The 14,020-nt window shown below is 68.7% G+C and carries 15 protein-coding genes, 1 tRNA gene and 1 pseudogene; 9 read left to right on the forward strand and 8 right to left on the reverse strand.

Annotated elements, in window-relative coordinates; genetic code table 11:
* Positions 1-44 precede the first annotated feature (44 nt).
* The 3 genes from H5395_RS03595 (at position 45) to hisH (ending at position 2,668) form a co-directional block, all read left to right on the forward strand.
* Positions 45-1,232 carry a hypothetical protein gene (locus tag H5395_RS03595; protein WP_255440501.1) on the forward strand — a complete coding sequence of 396 codons (1,188 nt, stop codon included), beginning with the start codon at positions 45-47 and terminating at the stop codon, positions 1,230-1,232.
* Positions 1,233-1,425: 193 nt separating this feature from the next.
* Positions 1,426-2,031: an imidazoleglycerol-phosphate dehydratase HisB gene (gene hisB, locus H5395_RS03600; protein ID WP_182791170.1), complete on the forward strand. Its 606-nt coding sequence runs from the start codon at positions 1,426-1,428 to the stop codon at positions 2,029-2,031.
* A 1-nt stretch (position 2,032) separates the two neighbouring features.
* Complete coding sequence (hisH, locus tag H5395_RS03605; RefSeq protein ID WP_182791171.1) at positions 2,033-2,668, forward strand: imidazole glycerol phosphate synthase subunit HisH; 636 nt, start codon at positions 2,033-2,035, stop codon at positions 2,666-2,668.
* Positions 2,669-2,738: 70 nt separating this feature from the next.
* On the opposite strand, the gene H5395_RS03610 is transcribed toward hisH, so the two are convergent.
* From H5395_RS03610 to H5395_RS03635, 6 genes are all read right to left on the reverse strand, one after another.
* Positions 2,739-3,242, reverse strand: coding sequence for a low molecular weight phosphatase family protein (locus H5395_RS03610; RefSeq protein WP_256435026.1), 504 nt, complete (start codon positions 3,240-3,242; stop codon positions 2,739-2,741).
* Positions 3,243-3,247: 5 nt separating this feature from the next.
* Positions 3,248-3,730: a UPF0262 family protein gene (locus H5395_RS03615; RefSeq protein ID WP_182791172.1), complete on the reverse strand. Its 483-nt coding sequence runs from the start codon at positions 3,728-3,730 to the stop codon at positions 3,248-3,250.
* An 82-nt stretch (positions 3,731-3,812) separates the two neighbouring features.
* Positions 3,813-5,117: a histidinol dehydrogenase gene (gene hisD, locus H5395_RS03620; protein WP_182791173.1), complete on the reverse strand. Its 1,305-nt coding sequence runs from the start codon at positions 5,115-5,117 to the stop codon at positions 3,813-3,815.
* A 136-nt stretch (positions 5,118-5,253) separates the two neighbouring features.
* The gene (locus tag H5395_RS03625; protein WP_182791174.1) at positions 5,254-5,730 is read right to left on the reverse strand and encodes a DUF2948 family protein; all 477 of its coding nucleotides are present in this window, start codon (positions 5,728-5,730) and stop codon (positions 5,254-5,256) included.
* Complete coding sequence (murA, locus tag H5395_RS03630) at positions 5,723-7,006, reverse strand: UDP-N-acetylglucosamine 1-carboxyvinyltransferase (RefSeq protein WP_182791175.1); 1,284 nt, start codon at positions 7,004-7,006, stop codon at positions 5,723-5,725. The genes H5395_RS03625 and murA overlap by 8 nt, the downstream gene beginning before the upstream one ends.
* A complete protein-coding gene (locus tag H5395_RS03635; RefSeq protein ID WP_182791345.1) occupies positions 7,006-7,206 on the reverse strand; it encodes a hypothetical protein in 201 nt (66 codons plus the stop codon). The genes murA and H5395_RS03635 overlap by 1 nt, the downstream gene beginning before the upstream one ends.
* A gap of 120 nt (positions 7,207-7,326) precedes the next feature.
* Between H5395_RS03635 and H5395_RS03640 the strand changes: the two genes are divergently transcribed.
* Together H5395_RS03640 and H5395_RS03645 are read left to right on the forward strand one after the other, a co-directional pair.
* A tRNA-Thr gene (locus H5395_RS03640) sits at positions 7,327-7,401 on the forward strand.
* A 79-nt stretch (positions 7,402-7,480) separates the two neighbouring features.
* Complete coding sequence (locus H5395_RS03645; protein ID WP_182791176.1) at positions 7,481-7,777, forward strand: hypothetical protein; 297 nt, start codon at positions 7,481-7,483, stop codon at positions 7,775-7,777.
* Positions 7,778-8,014: 237 nt separating this feature from the next.
* Here the strand turns inward: H5395_RS03645 and H5395_RS03650 are convergent, their stop codons facing one another.
* Positions 8,015-9,022 carry an Ldh family oxidoreductase gene (locus tag H5395_RS03650; protein ID WP_182791177.1) on the reverse strand — a complete coding sequence of 336 codons (1,008 nt, stop codon included), beginning with the start codon at positions 9,020-9,022 and terminating at the stop codon, positions 8,015-8,017.
* 130 nt (positions 9,023-9,152) lie between these two features.
* On the opposite strand from H5395_RS03650, the gene H5395_RS03655 reads away from it, so the two are divergent.
* On the forward strand, positions 9,153-10,052 hold the full coding sequence (locus tag H5395_RS03655; protein ID WP_234450899.1) for a DMT family transporter: 900 nt from the start codon (positions 9,153-9,155) through the stop codon (positions 10,050-10,052).
* Positions 10,053-10,299: 247 nt separating this feature from the next.
* Positions 10,300-10,398, forward strand: a pseudogene (locus tag H5395_RS19395) (cell wall hydrolase); the annotation flags it as partial.
* A 532-nt stretch (positions 10,399-10,930) separates the two neighbouring features.
* Here H5395_RS19395 and argE read toward each other — a convergent pair.
* Positions 10,931-12,109 carry an acetylornithine deacetylase gene (gene argE / locus H5395_RS03665; RefSeq protein WP_182791178.1) on the reverse strand — a complete coding sequence of 393 codons (1,179 nt, stop codon included), beginning with the start codon at positions 12,107-12,109 and terminating at the stop codon, positions 10,931-10,933.
* A 155-nt stretch (positions 12,110-12,264) separates the two neighbouring features.
* Here argE and H5395_RS03670 point away from each other — a divergent pair, with 155 nt between their 5' ends.
* Both H5395_RS03670 and H5395_RS03675 read left to right on the forward strand, forming a co-directional pair.
* Positions 12,265-13,566 (forward strand): NAD(P)/FAD-dependent oxidoreductase, encoded by a 1,302-nt coding sequence (locus tag H5395_RS03670; RefSeq protein WP_182791179.1) that lies wholly within the window; start codon positions 12,265-12,267, stop codon positions 13,564-13,566.
* Positions 13,567-13,601: 35 nt separating this feature from the next.
* A complete protein-coding gene (locus tag H5395_RS03675) occupies positions 13,602-14,018 on the forward strand; it encodes a RidA family protein (protein ID WP_182791180.1) in 417 nt (138 codons plus the stop codon).
* Positions 14,019-14,020 lie beyond the last annotated feature (2 nt).

The raw sequence follows: 14,020 nt of genomic DNA on the forward strand, positions 1-14,020 counted from the left end.
GCCGGGCAGATGGTGGCCGCTGATCGCCACAAAAGGGGATGCAGATGCCGGACAGCACCGATCGCAACAGCCGCCAGGCCGAACGCGAGGCCCGCAAGGCCCGGCGCATCGCCGAACGCGAAGCGGTGCGGGTCGAGCGTCAGGCGGAACGCGCCGCGCGCACGAAGCCTGCGGACAAGGACCGCAAGGCCGCTGCCACGCCTCCGCCGGACACCGCCCTTGAAAGCGCCGCCGCCCATCCGGTCACGCCCGAGTTCGACATCCTCATCGTCGCACAGGGCGGAGGGATCGACCGGCAGGCCGCGATCCTTGCCGCCAGCCTGCGCCGCAACGCGCCGGGTTTCCGCGGCCGCCTGATTGTCGCCGAACCGCAGCCGGAAGGCGCGTGGTCCGGCACCGACCCGCGCATGTCGGCCGAGGCCCGCGCCGCGCTTGACGCCCTTGGTGCCGACATCCGCCCGCTGATCGCCCGCGACTTCGGCCGCAGCTACCCTTACGGCAACAAGATCGAGGCGCTGGCGCTGCTCGACCCCGGCCGGCCCTTCCTGTTTCTCGACAGCGACACGCTGATCCTCGGCGACATCGGCGCGCTGCCCTTTGATTTCGCCCGGCCTTCGGCCTCGATGCGGCGCGAGGGAAGCTGGCCCCAGCCTCCGGCCTATCGCCAGACCTACGCCTCGATCTGGCGCTCGCTTTACGACCGTTTCGGGCTGGACATGGACGGCGCGCTGGACCTGACCCAGCCCGATGAGCATTGGGAGCGGTTCCTTTACTTCAACGCCGGCTGGTTCTTCGGCGCGGACGGTCCCGAATTCGGCCGCCGTTTCCGCGACTGGGCGGTGGCCGTCCGCGACGATCCGGGCGAGGCGCTGGCCTGCCAGTCGCTGGACCCCTGGCTCGATCAGGCGGTGCTGCCGCTGGTGATCCACAGCTTCGGCGGCGGCCGCCCCGGCCCGGAACTGGCCGGACTGGACGGCGAAGTGACCTGGCATTATCGCAACCTGCCCCTGCTTTACGCCCGTGGGCCCCAGCACGCCATCGACGAGTTCGAGGCCATCGCCGCCATGCCCGGGATAGCGCCCCTGCTGTCGGGCTGGCAAGCGGCCGAGCGGTTGATCGGCGATGGCACCGGCCGTCGCAAGATCCGGCCGATGTTCACGGACACTCCGCCGCTCGCCCCGGAACGCGGCATCCGCAGGCGGCTGAAGCAGGCCGAACTCTGGTTCGACTGACCGGGGCTTCGAACGGTTGCAAATATCCCGGGCTTCCGAGCGCCCGGACCATCCGGCGGGTTGTTTTCAGGGAGGAAGGCCCCCGCCGCGGCGCGGTCCCGACGCGGCGGGGGCAGCGCCCGCTGCGGTCCTGCCGTTGCACCCCCGCATCCTCTTGCGCTAAGCCGAGCCGTCCTTCGACAAGGAGCCGACCATGCCCGATACAGACATCTCCCGCCGCGCCACCGTTGCCCGCAAGACGGCAGAAACCGACATCACGGTGACTGTTGATCTGGACGGGCGCGGCCGGTCCCGCAGCCGGACAGGCGTGGGCTTCTTCGACCACATGATCGACCAGTTGGCCCGCCATTCGCTGATCGACATTGACCTGCAGGCCACGGGCGACCTGCATATCGACGACCATCACACGGTCGAGGATTGCGGCATCGCGCTGGGGCAGGCGCTGGGACAGGCGCTGGACACCAAGCGCGGCATCCGCCGCTACGGCAGCTTCCACCTGGCGATGGACGACGCCCTGATCCGCGCGGCGCTGGACCTGTCCGGGCGGCCCTTCCTTGTCTGGAACGTGCCCTTCCCGGCGCAGAAGATCGGCAGCTTCGACACCGAACTGGTGCGCGAGTTCTTCCAGGCGCTGTCCACCCATGGCGGCATCACCCTGCATGTGGACCGGCTGCACGGGCTGAACGCGCATCACATCGCCGAGGCCACCTTCAAGGCCGTGGCCCGTGCCCTGCGCGAAGCGGTCGAGCCGGACCCGCGCATGGGGGACGAGCTGCCCTCGACCAAGGGGGCGCTTTAAGATGCGCGTGGCCCTGATCGACTATGAAAGCGGCAACCTTCATTCGGCGGCCAAGGCGGTGGCGCTGGTCGGCGCGAAACGCGGCGCCGAGGTTCAGGTCACGTCCGACCCCAAGGTGATCGCCCGCGCCGACCGGATCATCCTGCCGGGCGACGGCGCCTTTCCTGCCTGCCGGGCGGCCTTCGACGCCGTCCCCGGCCTGCACGAGGCGCTGGAACGGGCCGTGACGCAGCGCGGCGTCCCCTTTCTGGGCATCTGCGTCGGAATGCAGATGCTGGCGGACGAGGGGCTGGAATACCGCCCGACCCCGGGCTTCGGCTGGATCGCCGGCCGGGTGGAACGGATCGCCCCTTCGGACCCCCGCCTGAAGGTGCCCCACATGGGCTGGAACGACCTGATCCTCCACCGCCCGCATCCGGTGCTGGACGGCGTGCATTCGGGCGGCCACGCCTATTTCGTCCACAGCTGGCATTTCGTCACCGAGCGCCCCGAGGACCTGGTCGCCTCGGTCGATTACGGCGGCCCCGTTACGGCAGCGGTGGGCCGCGACAACATCCTGGGCCTGCAGTTCCACCCCGAGAAGTCGCAGGCGCTGGGCCTTCGCATCCTCGGCAATTTCCTCGACTGGAGACCCTGAGCGTGGCCACGGGGCTTTTCCCCTTGGCTCACTCGCGGGGGGTTCCGGCAAGGAAGATTGAAGGGAGAGGTCAGCGGTCCGGCATGGCAGCGCGCAGCGACTCACTGCCCTCGGACTCGATCGGCTCGCCGAAGCGGCCAAGCATACGGGCCATGATCTGGTCCCGCGACTGGCGGTAAAGCGCCAGCTTCGCCTCGCGCGCCTCGGTGATCCCCGAGGGGTCCATGATCGGCCAGTATTCCACGTCCAGATGGAAATGCCGCGTCAGTTCCAGCGACTGGTGCTTGCTGGCGGGCGACAGCGCCACGATCAGGTCGAACTGCCCGAGGTCGTCGCCCCAGTCGCGCATGTCCTCGAAGCTGCGGGTGCGGTGGCGTGACAGCTCGATCCCGATCTCGTGGCAGACGGTGATGGCGAAGCCGTCGATCTCCATGTCGTTGTGAACGCCCGCCGACTGCACATAGGCCTGGCGCCCATAGAACTTCTTCATCATCCCCTCGGCCATGGGCGAGCGGATGGCATTGTGATCGCAGCAGAACAGGACCGAGTTCGGGATACCTGTCTTGGCCTCCACGGGGGTTATTCCGCCACCAGCGCGCAGATCAGGGTGAACAGTCGGCGCGAGGTGTCGATGTCCACCCTGGCCTTGCCGTCGAGCCGTTCCTGCAGGGTCCGCGCGCCTTCGTTGTGGATGCCGCGCCGGGCCATGTCGATGGCCTCGATCTGCGCGGGGGGCAGGCGCTTGACCGCGTCGAAATAGCTTTCGCAGATCTGGAAATAATCCTTCACCACCTGCCGCAGGGGACCCATCGCCAGATGGAACTCGGCCAGCCTTTCGCCGGCTTCCGAGGACAGCTCGAACACCAGCCGCCGGTCGCGCACCGCCAGCAGCAGCGCATAGGGGCCATCCGGCGCGGGCTGGTCGGGGCGGCCGGGCAGGGCGAGGCTGTTGTCTTCCAGCAGGTCGAAGATAGCGACACGACGCTCCTGCTCCATCTCGGGTGTGGCCGGGGGCAGGGCGGAATCGTCGATCTCGACGCGGATCAGGCGATCGGTTGTCATCGGGCGTGCCCCTTGCTGCGCTGCCCCTGTGGGCGGGTGCCAAGATCACGGCAAGCGCGGGATCATTCAAGCGGGAAACACGTCAGCCCCGGTTCAGCGTGGCCAGCCGCGCCTCGATGGAACGGGCATGGGCGGAAAGCCCCTCGGACAGGGCCAGCCGCACCGCCGCAGGTCCGATGGCCGACAGCGAGCCGGGGTCCAGCCGCGACAGCGTCGTGCGCTTGAGGAAATCCATCACCGACAGCCCGGACGAGAACCGCGCCGAGCGTGCCGTCGGCAGGACATGGTTCGGCCCGCTGACATAATCGCCCGCCGCCTCGGGCGTCCAGCCGCCCAGGAAGATGGCGCCGGCGTGGTTGACCTGAGCGGCCAGTGCGTCCGGGTCGTCCACGCAAAGCTCCAGATGCTCGGGCGCGATACGGTCTGACAGCGCCGCCGCCTCGGCCAGATCGCGGGTCACGATCACCGTGCCGTGGTCGCGCCAGCTTGCGCCGGCGATGGCGGCGCGGGGAAGGGTGGGCAGCAGCCGCTCGACCTCGGCTGCGATGGCCTGCGCCAGCGAGGGGTCCGGCGTGATCAGGATCGCCTGTGCGTCCGCGTCATGTTCCGCCTGCGCCAGCAGGTCCAGCGCCAGCCATTCCGGGTTCTGCGCCCCTTCCGCGATCACCAGCACCTCGGACGGCCCGGCGATGCTGTCGATGCCCACGCGGCCGAAGACCTGCCGCTTGGCCGCCGCGACATAAGCGTTCCCCGGCCCGGTGATCTTGTCCACCGGACGGATCGTCTCGGTCCCATAGGCCAGCGCCGCAATCGCCTGCGCCCCGCCGATGCGATGAATCTCATCGACCCCGGCGATCCGGCAGGCCAGCAGCACCAGCGGATTCACCTCGCCGCGTGGCGTCGGCACGCAGACCACCAGCCGCCCGACCCCCGCCGCCTGTGCAGGAATCGCATTCATCAGCACCGAGGAGGGATAGCTCGCCTGACCTCCCGGCACATACAGCCCCGCCGACGAAACAGGCGTCCAGCGCCAGCCCAGCCGCGCGCCCGCCCCGTCGGTCCACATCGCGTCCTCGGGCACCTGCCGCGCGTGATAGTCGCGGATGCGCCCGGCCGCGAGTTCCAGCGCCGCGCGATCCTCCTCCGACACCTGCGCCGCCGCCGCCTCGATCTCGGCCGGGGAAAACCGCAGCCCTTCGGCCGTCAGCTCCAGCCTGTCGAAGCGCGCGGTCAGTTCGACCAGCGCCGCATCCCCCCGCGCCCGCACATCCGCGATGATCGCGGCCACGGCGTCGCCCACATCGGCGGCATCCTCGCGCTTGGCCGACAGCATGGCGGCAAAGCGCGCCTCGAAATCGGCGTCGGTGGTGGACAGGAAGACGGGCATGGTCAGTCCTTTCGGCGGCTTGGCCCGCCAATTACCGTCCCGTGCCCCGGCTCTCAAGCCGATGCCCGCGACTTCTTTCTGGCCCGAATACCCTGGGGTGAGCCGCCAGCGGCGGCGAGGGGCGAAGCCCCTTCCTTCACTCGTGCCGCGGCATCTCGCCCGAGACCGCCCGATGCGGCCGGGTCACGTCGCGCAGATCGACGCACAGGCACTCGGCGTCGATGGCGATGGTCCCGTCGCCCGCGAAACTCAGCGTCACGACCCCGGTGCCGTCCTCGCCCGGCGTCCAGGCCACGTCCAGCAGCGACATCACCGTGCCCGGATCGCCCCGGTCGATGCCGTCATGGCGCACCCGCAGCACGTCCGAGATCACCAGAAGCGAGCGCACCCGCTCGAAGGGCCGCCCCTCGCGCCGCGCGGCCTCGGCATCCTCCCAGCGGAAGCGGGTCAGCAGCAGGCTGAAGCGCCGCGCCTTCCCGTCATGCGCCATGTCCGCGACCGTCAGCACCGCGTCCTGCACCAGCGTGGCAAGGATGCGCAGGTCGTCGGCGTCCTCGGCCCGGATGGCGACAGGGCCTGCGGGATCGGCGTCGGCGTAGCTGGCGTCAGTCATGGGCTGGCTGCTCCTTGATCCGTTCGATATCCGCGCCCACGGCGCGCAGCTTGCCCACGACCTTCTCATAGCCGCGATCCAGATGGTAGACGCGGTTGACCACCGTCTCGCCTTCCGCCGCAAGCCCCGCGAGGATCAGGCTGACGCTTGCCCGCAGGTCCGTCGCCATCACCGGCGCGCCCCGCAGCTTTTCCACCCCCGTCACGCGGGCGTGCCCCCCATGGACCTCGATCCGCGCGCCCATGCGCGCCAGTTCGGGGGCGTGCATGAAGCGGTTCTCGAAGATCGTCTCCTCCAGCACGCTGACGCCATCCGCCGTGCAGAGCAGTGCCATCATCTGCGCCTGCAGGTCGGTGGGGAAGCCGGGGAAAGGCTCGGTCACGACATCGACCGCGTTCACCCGTCCGTTCCGGCGGCTCACGGTCAGCCCACGCTCGGATTCGGTCACGCTGATCCCGGCCTCGTCCAGCTTTTCGCAGAAGGCCTGCACAAGTTCGATCCTGCCGCCGAGGCAGGTCACCTCGCCGCCGCAGATCGCCGGCGCGAGCATGTAGGTCCCCAACTCAATCCGGTCGGTCACGACGGGATGGGTCGCGCCCCCCAGCCGGTCCACGCCCTGCACGGTGATGGTGGAGGTGCCCTCGCCCTCGATCTCGGCCCCCATCCGCCGCAGGCAGCGGGCGAGATCGACGATCTCCGGCTCGCGCGCCGCGTTGTTCAGGACCGTCGTGCCCCGTGCCAGAGTCGCCGCCATCAGCGCGTTCTCGGTCGCGCCCACGGACACCAGCGGAAAGTCGATCACCGCGCCCTTCAAGCCGCCCGCCGGCGCCTTGGCGTGGACATAGCCGTCGCGCAGGTCCAGATCCGCCCCCATCGCCTGCAACGCGCGCAGGTGCAGGTCCACCGGCCGCGCCCCGATGGCGCAGCCGCCCGGCAGCGAGACGACCGCGTGGCCATCCCGCGCCAGCATCGGCCCCAGCACCAGGATCGAGGCCCGCATCTTCCGCACGATGTCGTAATCGGCGGTATGGCTGGTCAGCGCATGGCTGGACAGCGCCAAGACCTGCCCGTCCTGCAGGCCGGCCACCTCGGCCCCCAGCGAGCGCAGCAGCGCCGTCATGGTGCGGATGTCGGACAGCCGCGGCGCGTTGGTCAGCGTCAGCGGCTCATCCGTCAGCAGGGTCGCAGGCATCAGCGTGAGACAGGCGTTCTTCGCCCCCGCGATCGGAATCTCGCCGTTCAGCGGCCCGTTGCCGCGCACCAGAATCGTGTCCATCAGTCCTGCCCGTGCCCCTTGTGCGGGTTCGTCCCCGTCTCTGCGTTGTCCCCGGCTCCTGCGGGGTCCGACCTGTCGTCCCGTTCATCCGCAGCCCGGCTGCGCGCCTGCGCCTTGCGCCGCGCGAGGTTGGCGCGCAAGGCCGCGCCCAGCCGGGCCTCGCGGCTGTCTGCGGGATGGGAAGGGCGATCCTTGCTCATCCGGCCCTGTTAATTGCCGGGGGCCGTCCCGTCCAGCAGCCGCCGCGCAGGATCATGGCGGATTTCCGCGACTACCCCCTTGCGCCCCCGAGAGCTTGGGTCTAAATCGCCCCGCACGGCGCTGCGGTAGCTCAGTGGTAGAGCACACCCTTGGTAAGGGTGAGGTCGAGAGTTCAATCCTCTCTCGCAGCACCATCGCTTTCTCGGCAATTTCTGAAAGCCCTTGCGTCACCGGGCCTTGTGCCGTTTCTGGTGCCAGAACAAGGGCTGCGACATGACCGGACAAGTCCGTCATCCGAAGGTCGCGGGTGGAAGATTCTACGCCCGGATTGCTGTCCCGAAGGCGCTTCAACCAATTATCGGCAGGACAGGGCTGATACAGCCCATCGGCGGCGAGTGGAGCGGGGCCGTGCGGTTGCTGCCAGGGGCGGTTGCCGAACCCCGACGTCTGATCACCAAGCCCGAGCGGCAGGCCGGGCAGTCTGCGGAGGTTGCGCGATACCTGATTGTGCCAGCGCAGCTTGCCGCCTCGCACCACGCCCGGCATGATCGCCTTCATGATTTGGCTTGAAACGATCCGCGCCATGCGTCCGTCATGATTGATTGTTGCGGGCCAGAAAACGGAACACGAGGCAGGTGACGTCTGCGACGTGCCGCTGCATCCTCGGCTTCTTGAACTTGGATGCCAGACCGCCGAAGTTCGTTGTTCAGACTGGACGCTCAGGTTGGTAAGCCATGTGCGCGATGTCGGCGCCGCAGTCATGGGCACCTTCCCCGGCCCCTGGGCGTCCGGCTGGCAGGGCTGTTGTCAGCCTTCCATCAACCCGCGAATCCGCTCGTGCAGCGCCCGGCTGACAGGGATGCCGTCGCGCAGGTTGCGGGCGCGCTCGGCATGGCGGCGGCTGCCGGGAAGGCGGGCGCCCTGGTCCTCGATCGCGTCCAGCACGCTTTCGGCGGCGGCGAGATCGTCAGGCGTGGACAGCAGCGAGGGATCGAAGGCGATGATCAGCTCGCCATGGCAAGGGGCGGCATTCTGACCCGCATCGAACTCGGCCGACTGCCGGCTGGTGCGGTCGCCGATGAAGGGGCCTGCCATCAGCTCGATCATGGTGGCGAGCGCCGAGCCCTTGTGGCCGCCGAAGGGCAGCATTGCGCCGGACAGCACCTCGGCAGGGTCCGTCGTCGGGCGCCCCTCGGGGTCGAGGCCCCAGCCTTCGGAGATCGCCTTGCCCGCCTGCCGGTGCAGGGCGATGTCGGCGCGCGAGGCCGCTGTGGTGGCGAAGTCGAACACATAGGGCGGCTTCCCGGCCCGCGGCCAGGCGAAGGCCAGCGGATTGGTGCCCAGCACCGGCCTCGTGCCGCCGGCCGGGGCGACCCAGTCATGGGTGGGGTTCATCGACAACGCCACAAGCCCGCTTTCGGCGATCTCCTCGATCACCGGCCAGAGCGCCGTCGAGTGAAAGCCGTTGTTGACCGCCAGCATGGCGATGCCCAGCGCCCGCGCGCGCTCGATCAGGGCAGGCAGGCCGGCCAGGGCGGCGGATATGGAAAAGCCGAAGCCCGCGTCCACCCGGACGACTGCCGGCGTGACGGGGGTGACGACGGGAACGGCCTGGCGGTCAAAGGCGGGATGGCCCATCGTTTCGAGCGTTCCGGGCAGGCGCTGCAGCCCATGGGAAAGGCTCCCGTCGCGCTGGGCCTTGGTCAGTATTCCTGCCATGGCCGCCGACTGATCCTGTGACAACCCGTGAAAGGTCAGGAAGTCATGGGCAAGCCGGTATGTCTCGGCCTCGGAAAGCCGTATCTCGTCGGTCAAGGTCGATCATCCTCCATAACGGCTCATATTGCCAAGGTGCCGCGCGGGATGCCAGTTCACCCGGACAGGGGCCTGCCTTCGGCGCGGGTTCCGCCCGGCTCTGCTTGGGAACAGTTGAAGGACCGAGTTCATGGACATGCCCCTGTCATCCCGCCTTGGTCCTGCCTGGAACCGCCGGGGCGCCCTGTTCATGTGCCTCGCCATGGCGGGCTTTTCGGTCGAGGATGCGCTGCTGAAGCTCGCCGCGGGCAGCCTGCCGGTCGGGCAGGTGCTGATGACCTTCGGCGTCTTCGGGGTGATCGCATTTTCGGCCTGGGCGATAGGGTCGGGCGAGCCGCCCGTCAGCCGCGCCATGCTGCGGCCGGCGATGATCCTGCGTTCATTGTCCGAGATCGTCGGGCGGCTGTTCTTCATGCTGGCGATCGCGCTGACGCCGCTTTCGACCGCCTCGGCGATCCTGCAGGCGACGCCGCTGGTGGTCATGGTCGGCGCGATCGTGATCTTCGGCGAAAGGATCGGGCCGCGGCGCTGGCTGGCGGTCGCTGTGGGGCTGGCCGGCGTGCTGATGATCCTGCGTCCCGGCGCGCAAGGCTTCGGGTCGCTGTCGGTGCTGGCCGTTCTTGCCATGCTGGGCTTCGCGGGGCGTGACCTCGCGACCCGTGCGGCGCCGCCCGCGCTGTCCTTCCGGCAGCTCGGGGTGCTGGGCTTCATGATGCTGATCGTGGCGGGGCTGATCGCCCTGCCTTTCGGGCCGGCGCCAGTCCGGCCCGATGCGGCCACATGGTTGGGTCTCGTGGCCGCCTCGGTGGCGGGGATCGGCGCCTATACCTCGCTGACCATCGCCATGCGGACCGGAGAGGTCGGCGCCGTCACGCCCTTCCGCTATACCCGCCTCGTCTTCGCGATGATCGCCGGGATCATGGTCTTCGGCGAGCGGCCGGACCTGTGGACCGTCACCGGCTCGGTCCTGATCATCCTGGCCGGGATCACGGCCCTGCGGCTGAACCGCAGGGGCAATGCAGCCGCATGATCGGGCGGAGGGTCAGTGCCCCCATCGAAGGGAACTGCCGAAGGCAACCTGAAGGCCGAGCCTCTCGCAAACGACATCCCGCCACCACGGGAAAGGCGACGCCCTGCCGTTCCCGGCCGCCTTGGACAAGGTGCAGCGATTTCAACCGAAGAGCAGCCGTCGATGGGATCCCGTCGCCTCGCCTGGAACCTTCCTTTGGTGGCGATTGCAGTGGCAGCCCTGTCCGGCTGCGGCATGTGCAAAATGCATGGAGCGTGCCATGTATTTCCAATCCAACCGCTCCAGCCGGGATGGCATGGCGGCGGTCGGCAGCGTCGTGATGAACCGGGTCGCATCCCGCCAGTATGTCCGACCTGCCGGCGTCGGTTTCGAGGTGAAATTCGATCTCACCACGGTGATGCGCGCACCAGCCGAGTGAGCGCCTTCGTTTCGACGTGATGCCAAGCCCAAGGGCATTGCAAGGGGTGACAGTGCCTGCACCCTGCTTCCGGCATCTGGCCGCGAAGGGTCAGCCCGCTTCCCGGTCGAGCGCCTGGCCGCAGAACCCCTCCCGAAACTCCTCAAATGCTGCGTCCCGACCAGGCGCTCCAAGCGCAGCATACTTCTGCCGCAGGTCAACCGATGCTGCCGTGGGAAGCCGCCCGGCAGTTTCAACGGCCATTGGCCTTGTCACAGCCTTGCTCCAGTCCCGGTTCACCTTTCAGGGCGATGTATCAGCCTTCATGTGAACGCAGTGGCTGGTTCCAGAGCGATCCTCGCCGAACAAAGGCATCGACGTGCAGATCACTCCAGACAATCCGCTTTCACGCCTGAGCCGGTGCGCCCATGTGCGGTCCGCCCGCCGCCCTTGATGATCCGGCGCCTCGCGAAAGGGCCTGTCAGATGTGGTCATCAAGGCCCGAGGCCACCGCCTCGACCGCTTGCTCCAGCATCATGTCACACCGGTTGAGCTGCTCGCGCGAGACGAATTCGTCGGGCTTGTGGCCCTGCTCCATGAAGCCCGGCCCGCAGATGGCGGTGGGGATCTGCAGGCCGTCATGGAACAACCCGGCCTCGGTGCCGAAAGCGACCTTGATCGTCGGGTCGTTGTCGCCCGTGATCCGGCGCAGGAACCGGATCGCGGGGGAATCCTTGGCGGCGTTCAGGCCCGGATAACGGGACACGGCGGTTATGGCGATGGCGGCCTCGGGAAAGCTGTCGCGGTATGGCGCCACGATCCCGGCCGCATCCTGTTCGATCCTCGCGAGGATCGGATCAGGGTCGTCCTGGGCGATGTTGCGGATCTCGAAGTCGATCTCGCAGCGGTTCGGGACGATGTTCAGCGCCGTGCCGCCGGTCATGATCCCGGCGTGGATCGTCGTGTAGGGGATGTCGTAGCCGGGATCGCGCGGGCCGTTGCCGGCGATGTCCTCTTGCCGGGCCTGAAGCGCGGCAATGAACGCGGCACCCAAATGCAGCGCGTTCAGCGCCTGCGGGGCCAGCGCCGAATGGCCGTCGCGTCCGTGGCAGCAGGCGCGGAAGGCGGCCTTGCCCTTGTGGCCGGCGGCGATCCTCATGCCCGTCGGCTCGCCGATGAGGCAGAGCGCGGGGCGGTCGGGGCGGGCGGCCAGCGCCTCGATCATGCCGCGGACGCCCAGGCAGCCGATCTCCTCGTCGTAGGACAGGGCAAGGTGCAGGGGCGCCCGAAGATCCCGCCCCGCCGCCATCAGCGCAGCGCGCACCGCCGCGGCAAGAAAGCCCTTCATGTCCGCCGTGCCGCGCCCGTGAAGCCGTCCGTCCACCTCGGTCAGCGTGAAGGGATCGGTCGTCCAGTTCTGGCCCGTGACCGGCACAACGTCCGTGTGGCCGGACAGGACAAGGCCCCCCGGCCCCTCGGGGCCGACCGTCACCCACAGGTTCGCCCGCGATCCGTCGGGATGGGCGAAACGCTCGACCCGCGCGCCTGCGGGAACCAGCAGGTTTTCGACGTGATCCAGCAGCGCCAGGTTCGACTGGCGCGAGATCGTCGGGAAAGACACCAGGTCGCGCAGGATCTCGACTGTCGAGGGGACGGGCATGGGAGGCTCCGGGCTGATGCAGGGGCCATTGCTTCCGCAGCAAGGGTCGAAGTGCAAGCCGCCTTAGGAACAGCCTAACCAATGCGACGCCAGATCGTGGTTTTCGGCCTGTGCATCGCGCGGTTACATCCTTTGGGGCCATGAAGGACGCAGGGATGCCGGTTGAGACGACAGACACGCTTGTGATCGGCGCCGGGCAGGCAGGGCTCGCGATGAGCGAGCATCTGACGCGGGACGGAGTGCCGCATCTGGTGCTGGAACGGGACCGGATCGCGGAACGCTGGCGCTCGGGGCGGTGGGACTCGCTGGTCGCGAACGGGCCTGCCTGGCACGACCGCTTTCCCGGCATGACCTTCGACGAGGTCGATCCCGGAACCGGCCCCGACGACTTCCCGCACAAGGAGGTGGTGGCGGCCTATCTGGAAGCCTATGCCCGCAGGTTCCGCGCCCCCGTCCGCACCGGCGTCGAGGTGCGATCGGTCGAGCGGCTGGACGGACGCCCCGGCTTCCGGGTCGAGACCTCGCAGGGGACGTTCGAGGCGCAGCGTGTCGTCGCCGCAACCGGCCCGTTCCAGAAGCCGGTCATTCCGCCCGTGATCCCCGCCGACGCAGGCGTGGCGCAGATTCATTCCAGCGACTACCGCAACCCCGGCCAGCTTGCGCCGGGCGCGGTGCTGATCGTGGGGGCAGGCTCGTCCGGCGTGCAGATCGCGGACGAACTGCGCCGCGCGGGACGCAAGGTCTATCTGTCCGTGGGCCCGCATGACCGCCCGCCGCGCAGCTATCGCGGGCGCGACTTCTGCTGGTGGCTGGGGGTGCTGGGCAAGTGGGACATGGCCGCGCCGAAACCGGGGACCGAGCATGTCACCATCGCCGTCAGCGGCGCGCGGGGCGGCGAGACCATCGACTTCCGCCGTCTGGCGCAGGAGGGCATGATCCTCGTGGGCCGGACAGAAGGCTATGCGGACGGCAGGCTGGTCTTTGCGGACGATCTGGTGACGAACCTGAACAACGGCGACGCCAATCACGACGGGTTGCTGGACGAGGCCGACGACTATGCCCGGCGCAACGGCCTCGACCTGCCGGAAGACCCCGGGGCACGGCGCCGCTGGCCGGATGCAGACTGCATCGCCAGACCGATCCGCGAACTTGATCTGGCCGGGGCGGGAATCGCCACGGTCATCTGGGCCACGGGCTTCTCGGTCGATTACGGCTGGATGAGGATCGACGCCTTCGACGAACGCGGCCGCCCCATCCACCAGCGCGGCGTCTCGGTCGAGCCGGGCATCTATTTCCTCGGCCTGCCCTGGCAGTCGCGGCGGGGGTCGAGCTTCATCTGGGGCGTCTGGCACGACGCCAGGCACATCGCCGAGCAGATCGGCATCCAGCGCAAGTATCTCGACTATCATCAGGGCGCGGCCCAGCAGCAGCCCGACGGACAGCGCCGCGCCGGCTAGCACAGAGATTTCACAGCACCACGAGGAAGACCGCCTTGGCCCACACCCGTATCCGCAAGTTCAACACCGCCGACACCTACCCCGAGCAGAAGCTGGACAACGATCTCTGCCAGGCGGTGGTGACGCAGGGGGGCCGGACCGTCTGGCTGCGGGGGCAATGCCCGCAGAACCTCGACGATGCGCGGAACCTCGACAGCCACGATCCGGCCGAGCAGACCCACAAGGTCATGCAGAACATCCGCCAGTTGATCGAGGAAGCGGGCGGGCGGATGGAGCATCTGGTCAAGGTCGTCGTCTACATCACCGATGTTCGCCACCGCGAGGCGGTCTATCGCACCATGGGCGAATATATCCGCGGCGTGCATCCGGTCTCGACCGGGCTGGTGGTCTCGGCCTTGGCCCGCCCCGAGTGGCTGGTCGAGATCGACGCCACCGCCGTGATCCCGGAGTGAGC

Source organism: Paracoccus sp. MC1854, from assembly GCF_014164635.1.
Taxonomy (GTDB): domain Bacteria; phylum Pseudomonadota; class Alphaproteobacteria; order Rhodobacterales; family Rhodobacteraceae; genus Paracoccus.